Annotated in this window: 20 protein-coding genes; 18 read left to right on the top strand and 2 right to left on the bottom strand. The window is 47.8% G+C overall.

Features of this window, described 5'->3' with window-relative positions; translation table 11 throughout:
* The first annotated feature begins 94 nt into the window (after positions 1-94).
* The 4 genes from PODO_RS06310 to PODO_RS30935 all read left to right on the top strand — a co-directional run bounded on the left by PODO_RS06310 (position 95) and on the right by PODO_RS30935 (position 2,492).
* Entirely contained in the window at positions 95-490 is a 396-nt protein-coding gene (locus tag PODO_RS06310; RefSeq protein WP_244886429.1) for a winged helix-turn-helix transcriptional regulator, read from the top strand.
* A gap of 42 nt (positions 491-532) precedes the next feature.
* Positions 533-1,486: a TRM11 family SAM-dependent methyltransferase gene (locus PODO_RS06315; RefSeq protein WP_038569236.1), complete on the top strand. Its 954-nt coding sequence runs from the start codon at positions 533-535 to the stop codon at positions 1,484-1,486.
* A gap of 33 nt (positions 1,487-1,519) precedes the next feature.
* Positions 1,520-2,137, top strand: coding sequence for an NUDIX hydrolase (locus PODO_RS06320; RefSeq protein ID WP_036680055.1), 618 nt, complete (start codon positions 1,520-1,522; stop codon positions 2,135-2,137).
* Between the two features lie 202 nt (positions 2,138-2,339).
* Positions 2,340-2,492: a hypothetical protein gene (locus PODO_RS30935; RefSeq protein WP_155288093.1), complete on the top strand. Its 153-nt coding sequence runs from the start codon at positions 2,340-2,342 to the stop codon at positions 2,490-2,492.
* A gap of 101 nt (positions 2,493-2,593) precedes the next feature.
* On the opposite strand, the gene PODO_RS06325 is transcribed toward PODO_RS30935, so the two are convergent.
* Positions 2,594-3,061 carry an ASCH domain-containing protein gene (locus tag PODO_RS06325; protein WP_038569238.1) on the bottom strand — a complete coding sequence of 156 codons (468 nt, stop codon included), beginning with the start codon at positions 3,059-3,061 and terminating at the stop codon, positions 2,594-2,596.
* Positions 3,062-3,090: 29 nt separating this feature from the next.
* Positions 3,091-5,052: an ABC-F family ATP-binding cassette domain-containing protein gene (locus PODO_RS06330; protein WP_038569239.1), complete on the bottom strand. Its 1,962-nt coding sequence runs from the start codon at positions 5,050-5,052 to the stop codon at positions 3,091-3,093.
* 466 nt (positions 5,053-5,518) lie between these two features.
* On the opposite strand from PODO_RS06330, the gene PODO_RS06335 reads away from it, so the two are divergent.
* The 14 genes from PODO_RS06335 (at position 5,519) to PODO_RS06395 (ending at position 23,533) form a co-directional block, all read left to right on the top strand.
* Positions 5,519-5,896 (top strand): PH domain-containing protein, encoded by a 378-nt coding sequence (locus PODO_RS06335; RefSeq protein WP_036680049.1) that lies wholly within the window; start codon positions 5,519-5,521, stop codon positions 5,894-5,896.
* A 537-nt stretch (positions 5,897-6,433) separates the two neighbouring features.
* Positions 6,434-6,580: a hypothetical protein gene (locus tag PODO_RS30945; protein WP_155288094.1), complete on the top strand. Its 147-nt coding sequence runs from the start codon at positions 6,434-6,436 to the stop codon at positions 6,578-6,580.
* A gap of 11 nt (positions 6,581-6,591) precedes the next feature.
* A complete protein-coding gene (ggt, locus tag PODO_RS06340; protein WP_038569241.1) occupies positions 6,592-8,169 on the top strand; it encodes a gamma-glutamyltransferase in 1,578 nt (525 codons plus the stop codon).
* A 324-nt stretch (positions 8,170-8,493) separates the two neighbouring features.
* The gene (locus PODO_RS31815; protein WP_425311688.1) at positions 8,494-9,924 is read left to right on the top strand and encodes an amidase family protein; all 1,431 of its coding nucleotides are present in this window, start codon (positions 8,494-8,496) and stop codon (positions 9,922-9,924) included.
* 1,387 nt (positions 9,925-11,311) lie between these two features.
* Positions 11,312-12,886, top strand: coding sequence for a PucR family transcriptional regulator (locus tag PODO_RS06350; RefSeq protein WP_038569242.1), 1,575 nt, complete (start codon positions 11,312-11,314; stop codon positions 12,884-12,886).
* Positions 12,887-12,967: 81 nt separating this feature from the next.
* Positions 12,968-14,092, top strand: a complete 1,125-nt coding sequence (locus PODO_RS06355) for an XdhC family protein (RefSeq protein ID WP_052096844.1) — start codon at positions 12,968-12,970, stop codon at positions 14,090-14,092.
* The gene (locus PODO_RS06360; RefSeq protein WP_162164265.1) at positions 14,034-14,606 is read left to right on the top strand and encodes an NTP transferase domain-containing protein; all 573 of its coding nucleotides are present in this window, start codon (positions 14,034-14,036) and stop codon (positions 14,604-14,606) included. The genes PODO_RS06355 and PODO_RS06360 overlap by 59 nt, the downstream gene beginning before the upstream one ends.
* Positions 14,607-14,848: 242 nt before the next feature.
* A complete protein-coding gene (locus tag PODO_RS06365; protein ID WP_036680038.1) occupies positions 14,849-16,009 on the top strand; it encodes a BMP family ABC transporter substrate-binding protein in 1,161 nt (386 codons plus the stop codon).
* Positions 16,010-16,118: 109 nt separating this feature from the next.
* Positions 16,119-17,651 carry an ABC transporter ATP-binding protein gene (locus PODO_RS06370; protein ID WP_038569244.1) on the top strand — a complete coding sequence of 511 codons (1,533 nt, stop codon included), beginning with the start codon at positions 16,119-16,121 and terminating at the stop codon, positions 17,649-17,651.
* A complete protein-coding gene (locus tag PODO_RS06375) occupies positions 17,648-18,790 on the top strand; it encodes an ABC transporter permease (RefSeq protein ID WP_038569246.1) in 1,143 nt (380 codons plus the stop codon). The genes PODO_RS06370 and PODO_RS06375 overlap by 4 nt, the downstream gene beginning before the upstream one ends.
* A 3-nt stretch (positions 18,791-18,793) precedes the next feature.
* Positions 18,794-19,723, top strand: coding sequence for an ABC transporter permease (locus PODO_RS06380; RefSeq protein WP_038569247.1), 930 nt, complete (start codon positions 18,794-18,796; stop codon positions 19,721-19,723).
* A gap of 58 nt (positions 19,724-19,781) precedes the next feature.
* The gene (locus PODO_RS06385) at positions 19,782-20,729 is read left to right on the top strand and encodes an FAD binding domain-containing protein (protein ID WP_038569248.1); all 948 of its coding nucleotides are present in this window, start codon (positions 19,782-19,784) and stop codon (positions 20,727-20,729) included.
* Complete coding sequence (pucD, locus tag PODO_RS06390) at positions 20,716-23,010, top strand: xanthine dehydrogenase subunit D (protein ID WP_038569249.1); 2,295 nt, start codon at positions 20,716-20,718, stop codon at positions 23,008-23,010. Before PODO_RS06385 ends, pucD begins: the two co-directional genes overlap by 14 nt.
* On the top strand, positions 22,997-23,533 hold the full coding sequence (locus tag PODO_RS06395) for a (2Fe-2S)-binding protein (protein ID WP_080742422.1): 537 nt from the start codon (positions 22,997-22,999) through the stop codon (positions 23,531-23,533). The genes pucD and PODO_RS06395 overlap by 14 nt, the downstream gene beginning before the upstream one ends.
* The last annotated feature ends 2 nt before the right edge of the window (positions 23,534-23,535 follow it).

A 23,535-nucleotide genomic window follows, 5' to 3' on the forward strand; every position in this document is an offset into this window, starting at 1 on the left:
TTGTTGATTACTAACAGTAACCATGATAAGCTGAATAGGCTTGAGGGACAAGAAGGCACTATTACATGCTTAAGTTACATGGAGGTAACCACAGTTGGAACATTCAAAGGAAGAACCCACCCGGTTCATGCCGATGCTGGAGGATTGCTCCATTACCCGCCAGATTCTGGACAGGGTCGGAGATAAATGGAGTGTACTGATCATAGTCAATTTAGGTGCTGAAGCTTTGCGGTTCAAAGAGTTGCAAAGGCGCTCTGGAGGGATATCACAACGGATGCTGACCCAGACCCTGCGCCATTTGGAACGGGATGGATTAGTTTGGCGTAAAGCGACGCCTACAGTCCCATTGACTGTGGAATACGGTCTGACGAGCATAGGAGAATCATTGTTGGGACCTTTAACCTCGCTTGTGGACTGGGTCAACAAAAACAATGGGAAGATCGCCAAAGCGCGTATAGATTATGACCACCAGCACGACACACAGGAGTAACAAGACAGCAGAACAATTCACTGGGATAGAGGATGGATTATATTGCATAAGGAAAGTGGAACAAACACATTTATTTATACTTACACCTGTTCAGAGGACGAGTTATCGCTGTGTCAGATGGAGCTGCGATGTCTTTTTGGTGAGCAGGTGCCGACTGTTCTTTTTAAGAGTGAGGTTGAGGTGGATGTCAGCCGCAGTCCCTTCATTAAAGAGCGGATAGATGTAATGTATGAAGGGGACAGTCTGCCTGAGATTTATGATCAAACGGAGCAGGTGGAGCTTGGCGGCAAGACGTTTAAGGTTATTTTTGTGAAGACCAACGATCTGGGCCCTTCAGACAAAATAGAGTATGATGAGCGCAGAGTGATCGAGCGGGAAATTGGGTTGCGGATTGAAGGAGAAGCGGATGTTAACCATCCGGAGCTGGTATACGGCATTGTTACGCTGGGTGGACGCTGGTACTTCGGATCTTATCATAAAAACAAGGCAACTTGGTTCCGCCAAATGAAGAAGCCACGCAGCTATTCTATCGCGCTTAGTACACGTGTTGCCCGTGCCGCGGTTAATATGGCTATTCCGAATCCTGAAGGTATACGTGCTATAGATCCTTGCTGCGGTATTGGAACTGTAATGGTAGAAGCCTTGTCAATGGGAATCGATATGGTTGGACGTGATATTAACCCTATGATTGCTATCGGTGCGAGAACAAATATTGCCCATTTTGGATTCACCAGTGAGGTTACGCTCGGGGATATTGCGGATATCACTGATCATTACGATGTAGCCATTGTAGATATGCCATATAATCTATATTCTAGTATTACACCTGAGGAGCAGTTCGCGATTCTAGTGAATGCGCGCCGGATTGCAGATCGGGTGGTTATCGTTGCGATTGAACCGATGAACGAGATGATCACTGAAGCTGGATTTACAATCATAGACCGTTGTGAAGCTAAAAAAGGAGCCTTCTCGCGTCATTTAATGCTTTGCCAGTAATCCTAATCAAGGTACCGAAAAAGGGGTGCAGCAATGGAGCAGAAATGGTTAACGTGGGCCAAAGAAATTCAGGCCATCGCACAGACTGGATTAACTTATGCTAAGGATGTTTATGATATAGAACGGTATCAAGCTTTGCGTGAGCTCAGTGTAGATATCCTCGCTAATTATACCTTCGAAAGCAAGGAGAGAATTAGACTCTCCTTTGCGGGTGAAGGGGGTTATGCTACCCCAAAAGTTGATGTCCGTGGTGTTGTATTCCGGGAGGATAAAATTCTACTTGTTCGCGAGAAGTTGGACGGGAATTGGGCGCTTCCTGGTGGCTGGGGGGACATTGGACTGTCGCCGAGCGAAGTTGTTGTGAAAGAAATCAAAGAGGAATCGGGTTTTGAGGCAGAAGCAGTTCGCTTACTGGCTGTACTGGATAAGAAATTTCATAGCCATCCGCCGGAGCCTTATCACGTGTACAAGTTCTTTATTTTATGCCGCATCGTGGGCGGAGAGGCAATGGAAGGGGTAGAGACAAGCGAAGTTTCGTTTTTTGCTGAAGATAAGCTGCCTGAGCTTTCAGCGGAGCGGAATACAGAGGCACAGATTCGGACGATGTTTGAATATTTACGAAATCCGGAAAAAGTAGTAATATTGGACTAAGAATCTGCATATACTGTATGACTTCCGCAAATTTAAGTTTTTAATTATTCAAAATTTGGTTAATAACTAATATGTAAGCACTTACAACGGTTTGGCCGCTGAGCCTTTATATCTACCAAAATTCAAAATTTTAATTTTTTGGGTCGAGCGGTCTACATTTTTTCCTCTACTGTGACGATAAGATATTTTAGGAGGGGATCGCATGGAACAAGAAGAATTGAGCATTCCATTGAAACAGGAAAATGTGGTGCGTCCTGCAGAAGGCAATATTGCCACTGGGCTGGTTTGGGGTATTTTAATCAGCATTCCGTTATGGATCTCTGTTATTGGCTGGATTTTGGGATTTTGGCACTAAACCATAAATTAATGAGGATCTAATTCTGTTGATTTTATAGTATACACAAAAGGCTGTCCCTTCCTTGTGGAAGAGACAGCCTTTTGCGTTTTCTGAAGATCTTAGTCTTTTGTATATACCACTCTAAAGTTCTCACAAACAACTTTCATCTTTGGATCAAAGGGTTTGTTTAAGAATTTTAAGGATTCTCTGGTGAAGAACTGCTCATGATCATGACGCCATGACTTAAGCGTCCGGTCACCTTCTCCTTCAGTATAGGCAAACTCAGCGCTAACCTCATCAAAAGGTATAATTTGTACATCTGTAGTAACAATTATTGCCCGCGGATCACCAGATCCATCCAGCACGATACTGTGACCGCCAACTTGTGGAAACGTCTCGTCACAAGTTTCAAATATATCATAATTCGAAGCAGTTCCTGTCTTGATCCCACGAATCACCAGATCGAGCAGCTCATCGGCCATCTGGGGACTGTCACCAAAGGCCCAGGCGTCATAGTTATCCGCTGCTTGTGGATGAAGCTGGGTGTATTCTTTCCACAATAACTTAATCTTCTCTTTGTTGCTCATATGCTCATCTCCTTATAGATCAATCTATTCTATAGACCAGTTGTCTCCATCCATCCTGTATAGAGCTCATCCAACTGTTCCTGTATCGCATCACGTTCTTGTTGCAGCTCAGCAAGTTCAGCTGCATCGCTGCTGATCAGGGGATCTAACATCTTAGCATCGATCACGCCAAGGCGTTCCTCTACCTCTGCAATGGCCGTTTCCCAGTCGAAGGTGGCGTTTTTCCTACGGGAACTGGTGGATTTAGCGTTGGTTTCTTTCCCTGAATCGTTAGATTGAGGCTTATCAGGGCGTGAACTTGTTCGTTCTGCAGAGACAGGTTTAGCTTGATCCGCAAAAGAGGGAGCTAGTAATGCTTTTTCAGCTTGTTTTTCCTTGTAATATTCATAGTTTCCGTTGAACACTCCAAACCGCCCGTCTTCAATGGACCATAGTTTGTGAAATAGGCGATTGATGAAATAACGGTCATGAGATACCGCCAGAACCGTGCCTGGAAATTCCTCTAATGCTTCTTCGAGTGCTTCACGAGAATCTATGTCCAGATGATTGGTCGGCTCATCCAGAATCAGCAGATTTGGCTTGCGATGCATTAGTACAGCGAAACGCAGGCGGGTCCATTCACCACCGGACAGATTCGTAATGTCTTTGAATACATCGGGACCATAAAATAGGAAACGTGCAAGCTGCCTGCGTGCTTCACCTTCTTCAAGTCCAGCTTCTTCGCGGAAGTAGCGGAGTACAGACTGTTTGTTATTTTCAGGAACAGCCTCTTGTGCGAGGTAGCCGACCACAGTTCTTGAGCCGAGTGTACAGCTTCCGCTGTCCGGGGTTTCCTGCCCTAAAATAATTCTTAAAAGTGTACTTTTACCTGCTCCGTTACCGCCGATGAGTGCCGTAGTCTCTCCGTAGCGAAGCACTTCGTTTGCCTCTGCGAAAAGGCTTCGCTGACCATATGCTTTTCCGATATCCTCCAATATGACAACCTGATTACCGGAACGGTCATTTTGCTGTAGCTGCAAATCCATCGATTTGCGCTCCAGAATAGGACGTTTAACCTTCACCATACGATCCAGTGCTTTTTGCATGGATGCTGCTCTCCGGTAAAAGGAAGGGTTAGGAGGTGTCCCGCGATTGCCAAATTCAATGAGACGTTTGATGCTTTCCTGCATTTGTTTTATTTTTTTCTGCTGCTCTTGATAATCGGCAAATTGTTGAAGAAGTTGTGTTTCCTTCTCCACTTGGTAGCCGCTGTAGTTGGTATGGAAGGTAAAGGCCTCGCCATCCTCAATCTCGATCACTTTCTTGACTACAGCGTCCAGAAAGTAACGGTCATGGGAGATCGCAAGCACTGTTCCATCATAACTCTGTAAAAATTGCTCCAACCATTCAATGGCGCTCATATCGAGATGATTGGTTGGTTCATCCAATAGAAGGATGTCTGGACGGCGCAGCAGCAGCTCCGCAAGTCCGACTTTTGTTTTTTCTCCTCCTGAAAGAGAGGCGAACAATCGGCTGTATTGTCCGGTTCCAATCCCGAGACCCGAGGCTACGCGCTGAATAGAGGATTCGATCTCGTAACCTCCGGCGGCCTCGAACTTATCCTGCAAGCTGCCATATTCTTTCAGCAGCCGATTCCAGAGGGTTTCATCCGTTCCGCTGTTAAAGCTGGACATTTTCAGCTCAAGCTCCCGCAGGCGGTGCTGCCATTGCAAAGGTTCGGCAAAGCTGCGCTGCAGAACATCATATACGGTTTCTTTTTCGTTAACTTCTTGAATTTGAGCTAACAGACCTACTACGCTGCCTTTGCGTATTGAGATTTGCCCTTCATCGGGGCGTTCCTCCCCGTTCAGCAGGTGGAATAGTGTCGTTTTGCCACAGCCGTTGCGGCCGATCAGGCCGATTTTTTCCCCTTGGCGGATATCGAAGGTAATGCTATTCAGCACGAGTTGTGCCCCGTGGTATTTTTGAACATTTTGGCATTGGATGATCATATATATTCTCCTTTAAGAATGCCCTTCGCACCGCCAGTACCCTAAATGGCTCCGAAATCCTGTAAAAAACCATAAAAAAAGACCGTAGGGAAATTTCCCCACGGCCTTATCATTCTCCGGTTAACTGATCCGTCCGGGTGATGGCAGGAAAGGCATTTCACAATTGTGTAGTGTTATTAAATTCATACAAATGGACAGACTTCTCCCGTTATCGCCATTTACATGAGCAATGCCAGCTATCGCTTTAGGTAGCCGACTCATAACACTGTTGGTCCAATTGTGATCCATTCCTTCCACACCCCTCTCTTAGTAAATTTAATGACAGTGTAATCAAAAATCAGAAAATAAGCAAGTAAAAAGATGTCAGAGAGTATTTTTACACAGCATAGAATATGAAAAATAGAATAATATGGTTCTGTAGTGGGGGGCAAGTGGCTAAATTTAACGGATGAAAAGAGGAAGAGATATGGCACTTTTTGACGGATTAATGGGCAATGCATCACAAGTAAATCTTACGGAGGTCCAGCGGGAATACGCACAAATTCTTGCTCCTCAGGAGAAAATCGAACGCGCCTATAAGCTGATTAGAGATATGTTCATTTTTACGGACAAGCGGCTTATTCTGGTGGATAAACAAGGTCTGACGGGCAAGAAAACAGAATATCATTCGATCCCTTACAAAAGCATCTCGCATTATTCCGTGGAGACGGCAGGGCATTTTGACCTGGATGCGGAGCTATGTATCTACATTTCCAGCAGCACGCTTCCGGTGAAGAAGACCTTCAATAAATCCGTAAATATTTACGAGGTGCAGGCCGTGTTATCGCAATATATTTTAAAATAAATTGTTTATTCGGTGTTTCAAAGCACAAGCCCCCCTCTAAAAGTGGCTAAGATTACTAAGGTTAGATGCAGCTAGATATATTTGAGATAGGTAGCCATTGGTGGCAAAAGGTCACAAGACATAACCGAGATAGGTAGCTATTGGCGGCAAAAGGTCACTAGACATATTCGGGATAGGTAGCTATTGGAGGAAATAGGTTAGAGACATAACCGAGATAGACAGCCATATGGCGGCAAAAGGTCACGGTAGTACGCGATGGTAGTATGCGGCTCCCTGTAATTAAAATGATTTTATAATATTCGTAGGCGTGAATCTACAAGGTTAAACAAAGATGACCTCTTATTTGTGCATAGCTCACAAAAAGAAGAGGTTTATTTTGCGTTTCAGCGTAACCGATTGACAAAGGATTTTCGTGTAATGTTAAATGACACTAATTAAGTCAGAAGTTATAGGGGGCTCGCAGAGGAACCTGCCGCAAAAGATAGGAAGATTGAATATGTTGAAGAAACCCGCCGCAAAAAAATAAGGAGTTGGGACATGGGCGGAGAAACTCGTAAAAAAACTAAGGGGGATGGATATGGCGGAGGGGTGGAACCCGTAAAACGTAGAGGAATGGCATGGGGAAGAAACCCGAAAAACATAGAGGGAAGGGCATGGCGGAGCGGAGAAACCCGTAAAAGATAGGGGGACGGAACATGGCGGAGAAACCCGTAATAGGCACAAAAACTATGGTAGTTAGCCCCCATTATTTAGCCTCGGCTGCTGGTGCACGTATGTTGGAAAAAGGGGGTAATGCCTTTGATGCAGCGGTGGCGATCAGTGCGACACTAGCTGTTGTATATCCGCATATGACGGGGCTAGGCGGAGATTCCTTTTGGTTGACCTATAACACGCAAGAGGCGCGTGTTCGGGCCTATAACGGAAGCGGGCGCTCCGGGTACGGAGTCCGCAGAAGCAGCTATGCCGGGGAAGCTTTCATCCCGCGGCGGGGGATTCGCAGCGCCATTACGGTGCCGGGGATGGCGGACAGTTGGGATGCCATACTGAGTAAGTATGGCCGCTTTATGCTGGCGGAGGTACTGGAGCCTGCCATTGGTTATGCTTTGGAGGGATTTCCGCTGTCGCCGGATCAGCGGAATAACATGGCTGTTGCGGGCTCTGCGCTGTCGCCGGAGGCGGCAGCGATTTACACGCCAGGCGGCGTGATTCCTTGTGCTGGATCGCGATTCCAGCAAAAACAGCTGGCGGCCACCCTGCGGACATTGGCGGCGGGTGGGCGGGATGCTTTTTATAAGGGGAAGATTGCGGAGGACATCTGTGACTATATGCTGGCAACTGGCGGGTATTTGACTCGGGATGACTTTGCGGATCATCAGGGGGATTGGGTCGAGCCGATTCATACGGATTATCACGGGCATACGGTATATCAAGTGCCGCCTAATTCTCAAGGTTTCACTGGACTAATGAGTCTTAATTTATTGGAACATTACAATTTTGAAGCAATCGGGCATGGTTCGTATGAATATTATCACCTGCTTGTTGAAGCGTTGAAGCTAAGCTTCCGCGATCGGGATAGGGTGCTTACAGATCCGGATTTTAGTGCTATTCCTTTGGAGCAGCTGCTGGATAAACGTTATGCAGGACAATTAGCGCCTACCATCTCGATGCAAAAAGCTGCACAACTGACAAGTCAGCCTATCGGCAGTGATACAGCTTATGCTGCGGTTGTGGATGAGGACGGGAATGCGGTCTCTTTTATTCAGAGTCTGTATTTTGAATTTGGTTCGGGCGTGGCCGCTGGGGATACTGGGATTCTGCTGCAGAATCGAGGTTCGTTTTTTTCGCTGGACCCCGGGCACATCAATACGCTTGAGCCGCATAAGCGCAGCTTCCACACACTGATGCCAGCGATGGCCTGCCGCGAGGGCAAACCTGCGATTCTGTACGGGACGCAAGGTGGCGAAGGTCAACCACAGACTCAAACCCTGCTGCTCACACGGATGCTGCATTATGGCATGAATCCACAAACGGCTGTGAATGAGCCGCGTTTTGTGTGGGGGAGAACGTGGGGGGAGCCTACGCAAGAGCTAAAGGTGGAGAGCAGGGTAGCTGATGAGGTGCTGGCAGATTTGGCCGCAGCCGGTCATATTGTCCGGAAAGTAGATGACTATGATGGGATTATGGGTCACGCTCACATGATTTCGATAGATGACAATGGATACCGCAGTGGGGGAACGGACCGACGCTGCGATGGTGCGGCGATTGGGTGGTAGGTATAGGTGTGATGGAAGGATTGGAAGGACTCTGAAGGAATCGTAGGTGGAATGATGGATGGAAAAGCTGCTGATGGGGTCGTAGGAGGAAAGATGGAGAATTGGAAGGACTGCTGGAGGAATCGAAGGCGGGATGGTGTGGGATCCGAAAGGCTGATGGAAGAATCGTAGGTGGAATGATGGATGGAAAAGCTGCTGATGGGTCGTAGGAGGAAAGATGAGGAATTGGAAGGAACGCTGGAGGAATCGTAGGAGAAGCGTGGGATCCGAAAGGCTGATGGAAGGGTAAAAGTAATGGTCTAGGGAGGAGGGGGAATTATGGTTTTGGATAATCGGTATGGTGCGTTTATAGATCCTGAGCTTACGGTTGAGAGTTTAGGAAGCGGGATATTGGATGGACTGACCTTTGCAGTAAAAGATGTATTTGCTGTAGCTGGACACAGCTCTTCTGCAGGTAATCCTGATTGGCTGCGTAGCCATCATCCGTCCACGGAGCATGCGGTGGCTGTACATCGTTTACTGTTGTCGGGTGCTACACTTCGTGGTGCTGCCCATACGGATGAGCTGATGTACAGTCTGGGCGGCGAGAACCATCATTATGGAACGCCGATTAATCCGCGTGCTGTAGGTCGTATCCCAGGCGGATCTTCAAGTGGTTCGGCAGTAGCGGTAGCTTCTGGTAGTGTTGATTTTGCGCTCGGAACAGATACCGGTGGCTCAATTCGAGTACCTTCCTCTTATTGCGGAGTATATGGCTTCCGGCCAACGCATGGAGCTGTGGATTTTCAAGGTGTTATTCCATTATCTCCGGCTTTTGATACAGTTGGCTGGGTGTCGGATCGCTTGGATGTGCTCCAGAAGGTAGGGGAAGTGTTACTTGTGGCTGGGAGTACATCTGTAAAGACGTCGAAGAAAATAGGAAGTAGTCTAGAAGAAACTGTAGGGAAGAGCATAGAGAAGAATGTATTGGAAAATTTAGAGAACAACTTAGAGGGAGACATGGTGAAGACTGATAAAAATAATTTAGAAAAGAGCCAGAAGGAAAGTTTAGAAACGATTTTGGAGAAACGTATTGAGAAGAGTACTGAGAAGAGTACGGAGAAAATTTTAGAGATTGGCCCGGAAAACAAGGTAAAAAAGAATATGGAAGACAAAAATAAAATGGGTACTTTATTTGTTGCTACTGACTGCTGGGCTTTGGTTAATCTGGAGAATGCAGCTATTTTATCGGAGGGATTAAGGTGTTTGCGATCCGGGGCAGATCATCTCATGGAGATAGAGATTGCTTTGGAGGGGTTAAAGGTCTGGATGGATGTTTTTAGAGAATTGCAGGGTAATGAAATTTGGGAAACTCATGGCGTTTGGATTGAGAACGAGAAACCAGTCTTTGGACCTGATATTGCAGCGCGATTCTCGTGGGCTGCCAGTTTGGCGGAAGAGGATCATAGCGTTGCACAATGTAAGCAAAAAGAGATTTCTAATCATTTGCGCTTGCTGCTAGGAGAGGACAATTGTCTTGTGATTCCGACAGTTCCGGGACCAGCGCCGCTGCGTGGAGGGGATTTGCGCCAATTGGAGGTGAATCGTAGTGGTGCGATGATGTTGAGTTGCATAGCTGGGTTGGCAGGTTTGCCTCAGGTAACATTACCTATGCTCTCCACAAGTAGATTGCCACTGGGATTATCCGTTATTGCCGGACATGGTCAGGATCTCCGGTTACTCTCTTGGGTGAATGAAGTGTGGCAGCAGTCTTGAGAGGCTGAGTGCAGTGGTCTTGAAAAAGCAGCGATACTAAACAGACCGTAGCTACGAACAACATATCTTGACACTTTTCTAGTTACATTTCTAGTTACTTTTCTAGTTACTGTTAACCGATACTCCTCCATTACTCTCTTGGAATACACTCTAGAAATACATTTTAGGAAGACGCTTTAGGATTACACTCTAGAAATACACTCTAGGAAGACGCTTTAGGATTACATTCTAGCAATACACTCTGGGAATACACTATAGGATTACACTCTAGCAATACACTCTAACGCCACACTCACTTATTGATTCACAAATTAACGAAATACACATGTCATTCCCTCCTACTCTTAGTTTTATTTACACCGGGGAGCCCAGTGGAGTTGATTTAAAAACTAAGGTAGCTTAAGTTGGCTCAATAGTGGAGTGGTAGAGTGAAAAAGATAAATTCAGCGCTCGATTATGTGGTATAAGACCAGTTGAATTAAGTGAATACGTCGCTGGAGAGAAAAGAACGGTATAACTCCCGCAGAAATCGGGGGAAGTGCTTAAGTAACTAAAAAGAACGGTATAACTCCCGCAAAATCCAGGAAAGTGGCCCAAGTAGCTAAAAAGAACGGTATAAATCCCGCAGAATCTGGGAAAGTGGCCCAAGTAGCTAAAAAGAACGGTATAAATCCCGCAGAATCTGGGAAAGTGGCATAAGTAACTAAAAAGAACAGTATAAATCCCGCAGAATGTGGCGAAGACGCCTATGTAGTCAAAAAGAAGGGCAAAAAGGCCCTTCATCCCGGCAATTCCGGCCGAATAGCCAAAAAGAAGTGCAAAAGTGCCCTCCACCTCTACCGGCAGCAGTGGATCTATAAGAGCTTGTACCTCCGCCACAGCTACAGTGGGGTGGTTTTATCTCTGCTCGTACGGATCTCCTACACCGCTCAATTCCCCGTCTTGCAGCGCTGGTGTGCCTGGGACTTCGATCCGATGCTAATGCGAATGGCCCGAGCATGCCCTCCCATCAACTCCCATGTTGAACCCGTAAAAACTTGTTTTTACTCGAAAGCCCTCCCTCAACTCCACCTACTATTTTCCAATCCCCTTATACAGTTCACATGAACGATATGAGCTAAAGTTCAATAATTCATAATTCATAATTCATAATTCATCATTCATCATTCATCATTCATCATTCATCATTCATCATTCATAATTCATCATTCATAATTAATAATTAATAATTAATGATCCATGTTCATTTTGTGTTAAGTTTATTAACATATAAATCATGAAAATTTAACTTCCCTCTATTCAACACGGTTCATTTTAATTATAATGTTACATAAAATAACATTATAAATCAGAAATGGTTCTATTGATCCTAATAAGGAGGGGCGGCATGCATCTTACGGTTGAAGAAGCGTTGTCCATTTATCCTTTGTCCGAGGCGAAGCTTATCGCTGGGTCTAAAGGGAAACATCGAATTGTGAAGTCAATTAATGTGATGGATGCCCCCGATATCTCGGATTGGATCAAAGAAGGCGAGATGCTGCTGACGACAGCCTATTTGATAAAGGACAATATGGAGGAAGCCTCTGCCTTGCTGCAGACTTTGAATCGCCGGGGATCTTCGGCCTTGGGCATTAAGCTGGGGCGGTTTTGGGATGAAGTACCAGAGCAACTGGTTGCAGAAGCGGAGAGTCTTAACTTCCCACTAATCCAGCTGCCGTTCGAGTTTACTTTTTCGGATCAGATGAATGGTCTGTTTCGCGCCGAGCTTAGCCGCAGCACTCACGTTCTGCAGAACATTATGGAGAAGCAGAAAAAGCTGATGCAATTCGCCTTAAGATCTGTCCGCAGCCGTCCATTGTTTGATTCGGTATCTGAAGTGATTGGCCATTCACTTGTGGTGGTTAGCGCAAGGGGGGATGTGATCTACAACAACTCTGAATACCATCCTTCACAGCTGCTGGAGGGGTGGCCGTGGCAGAAACGGAATCAGCGCTTTCGTGTTGGAGATCATGTGGGCTACCGTACACCACTTTTGCAAGGAGAGAAGTGCTCCGGATATCTATTGTTTTGTGCCATCGACCCTTTATTGCTCCCAATGGAAGAAAGTTTGTTCGTTCAGGGAGCTGAACTTATTTCATATCATATTCATTCAGGATACGAAGATTATTTTGAACAGGCAGAACACAGGGAGTTTAGCGGATTGCTGAGACGTTGTTTGAGCGGTAATTTATCTTACACAGATTTGGCGCAGGCTGCTCTCGACTTGAAGATTGAGCTGCTTCAATCACCATTTTGTCTCTTATTGACCGATACAGCTGCGACTGGGGAAGAACGCCAAGGGGAGCTGCTCAGACTAAAAGAAGAATATCTTGAACATCCCGGGCTGCGGGAAGTAAAGGGAATTCATGTGATCATAGATCAAGGACTTTTGTCTATATATCCGGGAGATCGTCAGCGTCCTGAACAATTCCGGGATATAATCCAGGCTTGTTTTAACAACATGAAGTTTGATAAGGGATATTATCCGCGAGCTGCGATAAGCAGTTGTAAAACGAAGCCGGAGGGGCTGAAGGAGGCTTTTGCGGAGGTAAAGGATTGTATGGGAATGCTTCAGGGCGGGGGAGTAAAAGGGAATGTTGTGCATTACCGGCAGCTTGAGCTTAACCTGCTACTCGGGCAAATTCCGGCAGAGGTTATGGAGAAATATTGTAATGGAAGTCTTAGAGGGTTGCTTAACCGAGAACCGGAGTATGTCAGGGAAATGCTGCGGACGCTGGAAGTTTATCTAGAGAACGATGGTCATGTTAATGAGACGGCTAAGAAACTGTTTATTCATCGAAACACGGCTACCTACCGGATCGAGAAGCTTAGTGAGCTGCTGGACGTCGATTTTAAAAAAATAAATGATCTAATGAGGTTGAAGTTAGTATTCATGTTTCGGAGGATGCTCGGAAGGGACTAAGGTCTAAGTTCTAAGTTCTAAGTTCTAAGTTCTAAGTTCTAAGTTCTGGGTTGAAATGCAAACACGGAGGAGGGGAACCTCGTGAATACACATGAAATCGCAATGCATATTCAAACCCATCAGGCGCCTGCGGTGCTGGCAACGCTGATAGAGGTGGAGGGACACTCGTATCGTAAAGCCGGAGCGGTGATGTTGTTTTTTGAAGAAGGTACGATTGGGAGCCTGAGTCCAGGTTGTCTGGAAAACGATCTGCAGCTGCGAACTTCTGAGATCTGGGAACGAGGGCTGCCCGAAATTGTGGAATACAACATGCTGTCTCCGGATGATCTGTCCTGGGGTGAGGTTGTCGGCTGTGGAGGCAAAATCAAAGTAGTGCTAGAACCCGTGCAGGGTCAGCTCTACAAGCTTTTAGTGCAGGCGAGTGACAGATTGGCTAGGGGAGAGAAGCTAATTTTGTTCCGCGAAGCAGTGGAGAAAGGTTTTATCTATAAGCTGGAGCTGGATCCAGACATTGTACTGCCGCAGAGCAAGAAACATCCGAAATTATCCCACTCGGCAAAAGAAAGCCTGGCGGCAGGTCGCTTTATGGCCGCTCCAGCAGAATTGACAGCATTCCATACGTCTTTCGTGCCCAAACCGCGGCTTGTGATTTTTGGCGGGGGACGTGATGTGGTTCCTATTGCGGAACTTGCTGACAGAGTTGGCTTTCGGGTAGCGGTTGCGGATTGGCGTGAAGGAAGCTTACACAATAAGTTTCCTCGAGCTGAACAAGTAATTTGTTCCCCTATGGAGGTTGTTCAGCGATTGGGCGTAGCTCGGGAGGATTATGTATTGATTTGCAGTCATCAACTTGGGCGGGATAGACAGTTCCTGGAGAGTGTGATTCCGCTTGCTCCTCTATATATAGGGATTATCGGTTCGAAGGCGCGGATATCTCTTTTACTGGAAGGGCTTGAGGCTCCTGCATCTTTGCATGCACCTGTAGGGTTGCCGATTGGAGGAGAAGGTCCGGAGGAGATTGCGGTCAGTATTATAGCGGAAATAATTCAAATTAGAAGGGTGGGCTCACGAGAGCTGCCCAAAGGAGCGGATAGTATTGAAGGTAGCAGGAATATATTTGGCAGCGGGGCAGAGCAGGCGGATGGGCGTGTCCAAGGTTTCACTGAAATTGTCGCAGGAGGTCTCACTCGGGAGCGTCGCGCTTAGTGAATTGGATCGTTGCAATCTAGAACCGCTAATCGTGGTAGTGCGTGCGGATGACAACTTGGAATGGCTGCCACCCGCGATTGAACCGCAAGCATCCAGACGTACCGAAACTTGCTTAACCGCACATCTAGGATTGTCTTTTTCACTGCGCTGTGGCCTTAATGCGGTATTACCTTTACAGCCCGATGCAGTAGTTGTGGCGCTTGCGGATCAGCCATTTATTACTACAGCATTAGTGAACCGTCTAATACAAACGTTTGAACAATCTCCGGAGATGGATTATGTCGCTAGCGTCAGCAATGGGTCGGCTATGCCCCCGGCTTTGTTCTCGAAGACGTTGTTTCCAGCACTACAGGGATTAGATGGAGATCGAGGAGCGGCGGGGATATTGCGTTCACCTGATTATAAGGGGATTGTTCTGGAATCTGAGTCTGCCCATTATTTCATGGACGCAGATACAAAAGAAGATTTTGGTGAGATTCAGGAGCAATGGATTCTGAGAAATGGAAAGTGAAGTAAAGAATAGTCTGAAAAGTAATCTGAAACAGTGTTCCTTTTCCACCTTTGGTCATATAATATGACACGAAACTCACCATACCAAAACCAATTAGTGCATTACACACAAAAAAAGTTCTGATTCTTATATTCATATACAAACGTATGTTATATAAATTTACGCCAAGGCCACCTCTAAGTATAGTAGAAGTACATTAATGGTTGCAGCCATGATGAGAGATGATTTGGAGGAGGAGAATTATGAAAAAAAGGGGTCAGTTCATAACATCTTGTCTTGCATTAATGGTTCTAATGACGGTGGCTTTGGTGGGGTGTGGCAGCAATAATAATACTTCTACAAATGCAACGGAGGCACCAGCGACAACTACAGCGGCAACAGAGGCAACTGCAACAACAGAACCGGCTGCAAAGAAACCGACGGTTGCTTTTGTTTATATCGGACCTCCAGGGGATGGCGGCTACACATACCAACATGATCAAGGACGGCTGTATATGGAGAAGGAGCTAGGGATTAAAGCTGACTTTGTAGAAAATGTCCCTGAAAGTGCTGACGCCGAACGAATCATCACCGAGCTTGCACAATCACACGACATCGTGTTTACAACGAGCTTCGGATATATGGATTTTACATTAAATGTAGCGGGCAAATTCCCCAACGTGAAGTTCCTGCATGCTTCGGGTTACAAAACCGCAGAGAACATGGGAACCTACTTCGGGAAAAACTATCAGGCCAGCTATCTGAGCGGCATAGCGGCAGGAAAAATGACCAAAAACAATCAGCTTGGTTATGTGGGCGCTTTTCCGATCAGCGAAGTGATTTATAACTTGAATGCTTTTACCCTTGGAGCACAAAGTGTCAATCCTGATGTAAAGGTGAATGTGGTATGGACGAATACATGGTATGACCCGACGACTGAACGTCAAGCGGCAATCAGCTTGCTGGATAAGGGTGCGGATGTGCTTTTGGCCTATCAGGATTCACCTGCAACACTGCAGGCTGCTGCTGAACGAGGGGCTTTTGCCGGGGGGAATGACTCGGATATGAGCAAATACGCTCCGGACAATTATTTGACGAACCCGGTATGGAATTGGGGGCCGTATTACGTAAAAGCTGTGCAGGCAGTTATGGATGGAACCTGGAAGAGCGAGCAATATTCCGGTGATATGGCTGACGGTATGGTGGAGCTGGCTCCTTTCGGGAACAAGATCCCAGATGATGTGAAAAAGCTTGTCGAAGACGCCAAAGCCAAAATTATCAGTGGTGAGCTGGAGGTTTTCACAGGTCCGATCTCAGATAATCAAGGGAATGTGAAGGTTCAGGAGGGTCAGAAGCTGACCTTGGAGGAAGTGCTGGGCATGAACTGGCTCGTAAAGGGTGTGGAAGGAACTATCCCGCAATAATGTTTAAAAATAGGGAATAAGATGTGCACAATCTATGGGTGGGGCGGGTTCCGTTAAGCGGAAACTTCCCCACCCGTACTACAACTTGAAGGAAGGAGGGGTTCAGGCCATGCGGGGAACTTCAGTTGAAATGCGGGGGATTGTGAAAAAATTCGGCTCGGTAACCGCCAGTGATCAAGTCGACTTTTCGGCAAATGCGGGTGAGATTCATGCGTTGCTTGGGGAGAATGGGGCCGGAAAGAGCACGGTGATGAACATGCTGTCAGGGGTGTATAGAGCAGACGAAGGAGAAATTTTCATTCATGGGAAAGGTACTCAGATCCGTTCTCCTAAAGATGCTGCGCAGCTGGGTGTAGGTATGGTGTTTCAGAACTTTAGGCTGGTGCAAAGCCTCACAGCAGCAGAAAATATCGTGCTTGGCGAAAAGTCGTCTTTCTGGCGCGGCCGTAAGTGGATGAAGAAGAAACACAAGGAGATCGAGGCATTAGCGGAACGGTTTGGACTGAATTTCCCGGTGGATCGCCCGATCTGGCAGTTGTCCGTGGGTGAGCAGCAGCGTGTTGAAATCGTTAAGACGCTGTATCGCGGGGCTGACATTATTATTCTGGATGAACCAACCTCTGTACTGACCCCGGGAGAGGTGGAACAGCTATTTGAAACGCTGTGGGTCATGAAGCAGGCAGGAAAAACGGTCATTATGACTACTCATAAAATGAAAGAGGTTATGGCGTCCTCCGATCGGATTTCCGTCATGCGCAAAGGAAAAATGATCGCCACGCTGACCACAGCAGATACAGATGAACTGGAGCTGGCTCGTCTGATGGTGGGCAAGGAAGTAACCATCACCCGTCAAGAACGGGAAGCCACTGAAGGGGATTCTTTATTAGAAGTGAAAGATGTGGACGTATATGCCGATCACGGGCGAAAAGCACTGGATCACTTCTCTCTGAACGTATGTAAAGGAGAGATTGTAGGCGTAGCTGGGGTAGCTGGCAATGGGCAAAAGGAACTGGCTGAAGTGTTAACTGGTCTTAGAGGCTGGAAAAGTGGTGAAATCACGTTTGATGGAAAGACGGTGAAATCGGCTTCGGTTAGAGGGGCAATTGATTCAGGAATCTCCCACGTGCCGGAGAACCGGATGAAGAGCGGTTTAGCTGGACGCCTCGGATCGGTGGATAATCTTTTGTTTAAGTCTTACCGCTCAGAGGAGCACTCCAAATTTGGTTTCTTGAAGTCCGCGAAGAACCGTTTGTGGTCACAGGAGCTGGTCCAGCGCTTTAACGTCAAGACACCTGAGCTGGAGACGCCAGTACAACAGTTGTCAGGTGGTAATCAGCAGAAGCTGCTCTTTGCACGTGAGATCAGTCATCGGCCTAAGCTGATGGTCGCCGTTCATCCGACACAAGGGCTGGATGTAGGTGCCACGGCAGGTGTTCACCACCTTCTTATGGAGCTGCGTGGTTCAGGTAGTGGCGTGTTGTTAATTTCGGAGGATTTAGATGAATTGCTTCAGTTGTCCGACCGGATTCTAGTGATCTATAACGGCTCAATTATTGGTGAGAGTACACATGAGGAAGCGAATCGAGAGAGCATCGGACTACTAATGGCTGGTATTCATAATAGAGAGGAGAGCGCCGTATGAGTCTGGAGAATGGAAGAAATACCGCAGCAGCTGTACTGGAACCCCTCCCCTCCCACTCCGGAAAACGATTCTCTCTACGTTTCGAATACGATGCCAGCCGCATCCGTTCTCCTTGGTGGACACCTATTGTATCTATAATTTTAGCGCTATTGTTGTGTGCCCTATTTATTGCGGCGAATGGTATGAATCCGGTGCTGGTCTATGAAAAAATGTTCCGTGGCGCATTTGGCACTGCGTATGGGCTCACGGAAACGATGGTTAAAGCGATCCCGCTACTCCTATGTGGGCTTGGGATTGCTGTGGCTTACCGCATTTCGGTATGGAATATTGGAGCAGAAGGCCAGTTAACTGTTGGGGCTATGGCGGCCACAGCGGTCACGATTTATTTTCCTGACTTACCTTCATTCTGGTCCCTGAGCTTAATGCTGCTGTTCGGGATTGCCGCGGGTGCGCTTTGGGGATTGCTGACTGCTATTCCGCGGACACATTTTGGAGTGAATGAGCTAATCACTTCATTAATGCTGAATTATGTTGCCCTATTGGCGCTCGATTACGTGGTATTCGGACCTTGGAAAGATCCTAAAGGATTTAATTTCCCGGGATCACCTATGTTTACTGCGGCTCAGTCGCTGCCTGTTCTCGGAAGTACAAGATTGCATATTGGATTGTTATTTGGACTTATCGCCGTTGTGATTTATTACTTAATGATTCGTTTTACCAAGTGGGGTTACGAGCTCCGGCTGATTGGGGCCAATCCTGTTGCAGCCAGATACGCGGGGATTCCTATCAAGCGCCATATTATTATCGTCATGCTGATCAGTGGGGGGCTCGCCGGGATCGCTGGCATGGCGGAGGTCTCCGGTGTTACACACAAGTTGATGCAGGGCATTTCACCGGGGTATGGATACACCGCCATTATTGTGGCTTGGCTGGCCAAATTGAATCCACTCGGTCTAATCGTTACTTCTATTTTATTCGGTGGCTTAATTGTTGGCGGATATAGTGTTCAAACCATCGGGCTGCCCTCATCGATATCAGAAATGCTGCAGGGCTCCATCCTGTTTTTCTTGATTGCTGGCGATATGATCTATCGTTTCCGCATTCGCCGTAGCCGGGTTCAGCTGAAAGGGGGGAGATAGGCAATGGATTTTACAACACAGCTACTTATTGCCGCTATTTCCGCAGGGACCCCGCTGCTGCTGGCTACGCTGGGAGGCATTCTAAATGAACGAGCTGGCATTATACAGCTTGGGGCTGAAGGTCTGATGCTGATGGGAGCGGTCATCACTTGTATCGTGTATATTCGCTCCGGAAACCTGCTGCTCGCTCTGTTGGCTACCGTAGCTGTAACGGCTGTGCTTGGTTTGCTGCATTCTTTTCTCTGTGTGACCTTGCGGGCGAATCAAACGATGTCCGGTCTTGCGATGACCCTGTTTGGCAGTGGGTTGAGCGCTTATCTTGGTAAACCGATCAGCGGCATTCCTTTGCCGGGAACCTCCCCTAAGCTGCATCTGGCTTGGCTGGAAAATGTACCGTTCATCGGAAAAATATTCGGCAACATGGACTACCTAACCTGGTTCAGCCTGCTGCTAGTGCTTGCTCTGCATCTGCTAATTCACCGCACTTCATGGGGCCTGCATTTGCGGGCAGTCGGAGACAGTCCGGCTACCGCAGATGTGATGGGGATCCGTGTACAGCTTATCCGCTACAGCTATGTGATCACCGGTGCTGCTCTCATCGGCCTGGCCGGAGCGGATATGGTATTGGCCTACGCGCCAACCTGGAATGAAGGGCTGACAGCCGGCCGGGGCTGGATTGCGGTAGGGCTGGTGATTTTCGCCAGATGGAATCCGCTGCGTGCCTTGTTCTGCGCCTACTTTTTTGGGGCATTGGATTCACTTGGCTTCCGTATTCAATTGCTGGGCAGTGCAGTTCCGCCCTATTTTCTCAAAATGATTCCGTACCTTGTGACCATTCTGGTCCTGATGTACCTGGGGTACCGCAATCGCAACAAACCATCCGGCACACCGGAGGCGCTCGGAGTTCCTTATATTCGGGAACAAAGGTTTTAAGGCAGGCTATACGAGAAGGGAAGCGGCAATCTGGTACTCAAAAAGGGAGGCGGAGTGTATGGGAGCTATACGGGAAGAGGAAGGAAGGCTACCTGAAGTAATTCAACCCCGCAGCCTGCACGAAGCTTGGGAGAGAAAGACGGCGTTTGGAGACAGTGCCCGATATGTTGCAGGGGGAACACTGCTGAGAACAGGGTGGGAAAATGGAACGACTCATATGCCCAAACAGCTGATTGATCTTCGGCAAATTACAAATCTCGGCGACATTACCTTAACGGAATTTCACTTATCTCTGGGCGCTCTTGTTCCACTCTCCCAGTGCCGCAGTAATGAGCATTTGCAGGCCGTAGCTCCTGCGCTGCAAGAGGCTGCACGTTGCATAGCGGCTCCGTCGGTGCGTAATCTTGCCACGCTCGGGGGCAATATCGCTTCTGGCTTCGGAGATATTCTACCTGCGTTACTGGTCTATGACGCGGAGTTAATCTCCTTTGACGGCAAATTTATGACGGCACTACCTTTGATAGAGTGGCTAAACAATCACTGGAGCGGGATAAAATCTGCGGCGGATCTTGTGGCTGAGATTCGCATCTCACCTACTCGCTTAGAGAGTCCGTTAACGGATAGGCTAGAAATTTTTCGTAAGGTTGGCCGCAGGGAAGCGTTCACCCCTTCACTTGTAACGGTAGCAATCTCAGCATCAATCGATGAGGAACACCGTTTCCGTGAGGTGCGTATCGCCGCAGGTGGGGGCTCTGGTCGGCCACAGCGACTAAGTAGGGCTGAAGTTATGCTTGAAGGTGTGAGGTATACAGATGAGCTGTTGGCTTCTTTATATGAAGGGGTTGAGAACAGCTTTGAGACGTATAGTGATCCCTTTGCAACAGAACTTTACAAGAAAAAGACTGCTGGGAATTTGGTTGTATCTGAGCTGTGGAAGGCTATGAATATACGGAGTTTAGAGGTGAATAACCCGACGAAAGGAGAGAGGGAAAATGCTGCTGAATAAGGAATCCAGCGGTAGCCGCTGGCGTACACGACCTGATGGAGAGGGCAAGGTATCCGGTAAGCTGCAGTATTTGACCGACATGAGGGCAGAAGGAATGTTGATCGGCCGCGTGCTCCGCAGTGAGCAGGCACATGCTCGTATTTTGTCCATACGCATTGAGAAGGCCATTGAAGTCCCTGGTATACACGCTGTAATCACTCATGAGGATGTGCCCGGACTTAACGGCTTTGGCATAGCTTTGCCGCATCAACCGGTATTTTGCAGTGATCGTGTGCGTTACACTGGCGATGCGATTGCGGCAGTCGCGGCTGAGACGGACGAAATTGCGGAATACGCCTTATCTCTTATCGAAGTGGATTATGAGCTTCTACCCTTGCTGGAGAATCCGGAAGAGGCGATGAAAAAGGACGCAATTTTGCTGCATGCCGAGGGAAACGTGCTTCATCATACGGAATATCGGAAAGGGGAGCCGGAAACGGTATTTACGGATTGCTGTCATGTGGTAGAGGAGACTTACTATACACCACGCCAAATGCACACCTATATGGAGACTGAAGGTGGACTGTTTATCCCAGAGGATAACGGACGGCTTACCGTATATTCAGCTACACAACATGGGTTGATGGATCGCCTGCAGCTATCCAGAATTCTGGCTATTCCTCAAGAAGATATTCGCGTCATCTCGAGTCCTATCGGCGGGTCCTTTGGAGGAAAAGACGAGCTGAATGTACAGCCGTATGGAGCGCTGCTCGCCTTGCGGACACTCCGTCCGGTAAGACTGCATAATTCGAGAGCTGAATCGGTACGTGCAGGACTAAAACGCCATCCCATGAAAATCACCATGAAGACTGGCTGCGACCCCGAAGGAATCATCAGGGCACATCAGGTCAGAATTATTTCGGATACGGGAGCTTACGCAACACTGGGGGCGGAGGTGCTCAACTTTGCGACAGAACATGTGATGGGCCCCTATATCATCGATCATGTGGATGTGAAGGGTTTTGCTGTATATACCAATAACGGTGTATCTGGTGAATTTCGCGGGTTTGGCGGCAATCAGGCGATTTTCGCTTTGGAGGGACAAATCGATCGGTTGGCTGAGCGATTGCAGATCGATCCGTGGGAAATGCGCCGCCGCAATTTGCGTAAATATGGAGATCTGGGGCCACTGGGTCAGGAAATTGCTCAGACCGATGGTGCCTTTCAGGTGTGGGAAGCGCTGGCGGGTTCGCCTCTTATGACTGAGGCCGCATCTACAGACAGTGATTCAGGTGTTGTGGAACCTTGGATCGTAACTGGAACGGGTGCTGCTATAGCTATGCATGGTGCAGGACTTGGTTATGGTATTCCCGATCCGGCGGGTGGCAGGCTCTCTTTGACGCTAGAGGGCAAGATTGAGGCGGTGTTTGGTTACGAGGAGTTTGGTCAGGGGTTAATCGCAACAATGGAACAAATGCTGATTGAACAGTTTGGCTTGGCGGCAGAGGATCTAAGCATCGTCATTGGCGATACGGATGTTGTGCCTGATAGCGGATCTAGTACGGCTTCCCGATCAACCAGCATGATGTGGATGGCCTTGAAACGGCTGCGTCCAGACTTCACCGCTCGAGTGCTGCAGGCAGCTGCGATGATAAAGCCAGAGCTGGATAACTATGAAATGAAGCTCGGCCCTGGCGGCATTTGGCTAAAAGACGGCGGTCTGCTTCTGACTTACAAGGACTTGGCACAGCGTATTTCAGAACCCATTGTCTGTAATACAAAGTTTACTTATCCAACCACACCCTTTAAAAGAGTGGGGGCACATTTCCTATACACCTATTCTGCAATCGCAGTCCGCGTGGAAGTTAATCTACTTACTGGACGTGTCCGTGTACTGGACCAATATCATGCGGTAGCGGCGGGACCGGTGGCTAATCCGCAAGGTTATCTCGGGCAGATCGAAGGTGGCAGCAGTATGGCGGTAGGCTTCACCTTGTCAGAGGATGCTGTGATGTCAGGCGGCAGCTATGTCACCAAAAATTTAGACACCTATTTGGTGCCGACCATTGCCGACATGAATGGCAGCATTCAGGTGCAGCCGATAGAGGATTTGCCGGATCATGACACGTACGGTCCTCGCGGCATTGGAGAGGTGGGTTCCGTCAATTTAGCTCCGGCAGTCGTGTCAGCCATATTTCAGGCTGTAGGGAAGCATGTAACCAAGCTGCCCATTGATCCCGAATGGCTGCAGTCTACACCGTTTATTCCACAAAAGGTGGTGAACATCCATGCCGAGTCATAATTCAGATCACAATCTAGATGAAGAGAACCCAATCCCAGCTTCGTCTGAGGAAGCCTTCACAGAAGAGAGGTTCACCTTTAATTGCAATCTTAATGGGAAAGCGATATCCATGGAGATTCCACCCTCCCGCCGGCTTTTAAATGTCATACGTGAAGATTTGGAGCTGACCGGCACAAAACGTTCTTGTGAGATTGGCCGCTGCGGGGCATGTATGGTGCTGGTGGATGGACGTCCAGTGAATTCATGTCTGGTCATGGCCTATCAATGCTCAGGTGCGGAAATTACAACGATTGAGGGTCTTAGTGAAGTAGGCCTGCACCCCGTTCAACGGGCTTTTTTAGAAGAGGGGGGGTTCCAATGCGGTTATTGTACACCAGGGATGGTTATCTCGGTGGTTGCTCTGCTGGAAGAGAACCCGCATCCTACTCAGGGTGAAGTGGAAGAAGCTTTATCGGGTAACATTTGTCGCTGTACAGGGTACGGAGGCATTTTACGGGCTGTTAACAAAGCTATTGGAGGTTGAGT

Source organism: Paenibacillus odorifer, from assembly GCF_000758725.1.
Classification (GTDB): Bacteria; Bacillota; Bacilli; order Paenibacillales; family Paenibacillaceae; genus Paenibacillus_AQ; species Paenibacillus_AQ odorifer.

Excerpts from the sequence above, each read along its gene's own strand:
- PODO_RS06385 (WP_038569248.1), top strand. The coding sequence starts at position 19,782 with ATGGGAGCTATACGGGAAGAGGAAGGAAGGCTACCTGAAGTAATTCAA.
- PODO_RS06350 (WP_038569242.1), top strand. The coding sequence starts at position 11,312 with ATGCATCTTACGGTTGAAGAAGCGTTGTCCATTTATCCTTTGTCCGAG.
- PODO_RS06395 (WP_080742422.1), top strand. The coding sequence starts at position 22,997 with ATGCCGAGTCATAATTCAGATCACAATCTAGATGAAGAGAACCCAATC.
- PODO_RS06330 (WP_038569239.1), bottom strand. The coding sequence starts at position 5,052 with ATGATCATCCAATGCCAAAATGTTCAAAAATACCACGGGGCACAACTC.
- PODO_RS30935 (WP_155288093.1), top strand. The coding sequence starts at position 2,340 with ATGGAACAAGAAGAATTGAGCATTCCATTGAAACAGGAAAATGTGGTG.
- PODO_RS06335 (WP_036680049.1), top strand. The coding sequence starts at position 5,519 with ATGGCACTTTTTGACGGATTAATGGGCAATGCATCACAAGTAAATCTT.
- PODO_RS06375 (WP_038569246.1), top strand. The coding sequence starts at position 17,648 with ATGAGTCTGGAGAATGGAAGAAATACCGCAGCAGCTGTACTGGAACCC.
- ggt (WP_038569241.1), top strand. The coding sequence starts at position 6,592 with ATGGCGGAGAAACCCGTAATAGGCACAAAAACTATGGTAGTTAGCCCC.
- PODO_RS06365 (WP_036680038.1), top strand. The coding sequence starts at position 14,849 with ATGAAAAAAAGGGGTCAGTTCATAACATCTTGTCTTGCATTAATGGTT.
- PODO_RS06370 (WP_038569244.1), top strand. The coding sequence starts at position 16,119 with ATGCGGGGAACTTCAGTTGAAATGCGGGGGATTGTGAAAAAATTCGGC.
- PODO_RS06380 (WP_038569247.1), top strand. The coding sequence starts at position 18,794 with ATGGATTTTACAACACAGCTACTTATTGCCGCTATTTCCGCAGGGACC.
- PODO_RS06325 (WP_038569238.1), bottom strand. The coding sequence starts at position 3,061 with ATGAGCAACAAAGAGAAGATTAAGTTATTGTGGAAAGAATACACCCAG.
- pucD (WP_038569249.1), top strand. The coding sequence starts at position 20,716 with ATGCTGCTGAATAAGGAATCCAGCGGTAGCCGCTGGCGTACACGACCT.
- PODO_RS30945 (WP_155288094.1), top strand. The coding sequence starts at position 6,434 with ATGGGCGGAGAAACTCGTAAAAAAACTAAGGGGGATGGATATGGCGGA.
- PODO_RS06320 (WP_036680055.1), top strand. The coding sequence starts at position 1,520 with ATGGAGCAGAAATGGTTAACGTGGGCCAAAGAAATTCAGGCCATCGCA.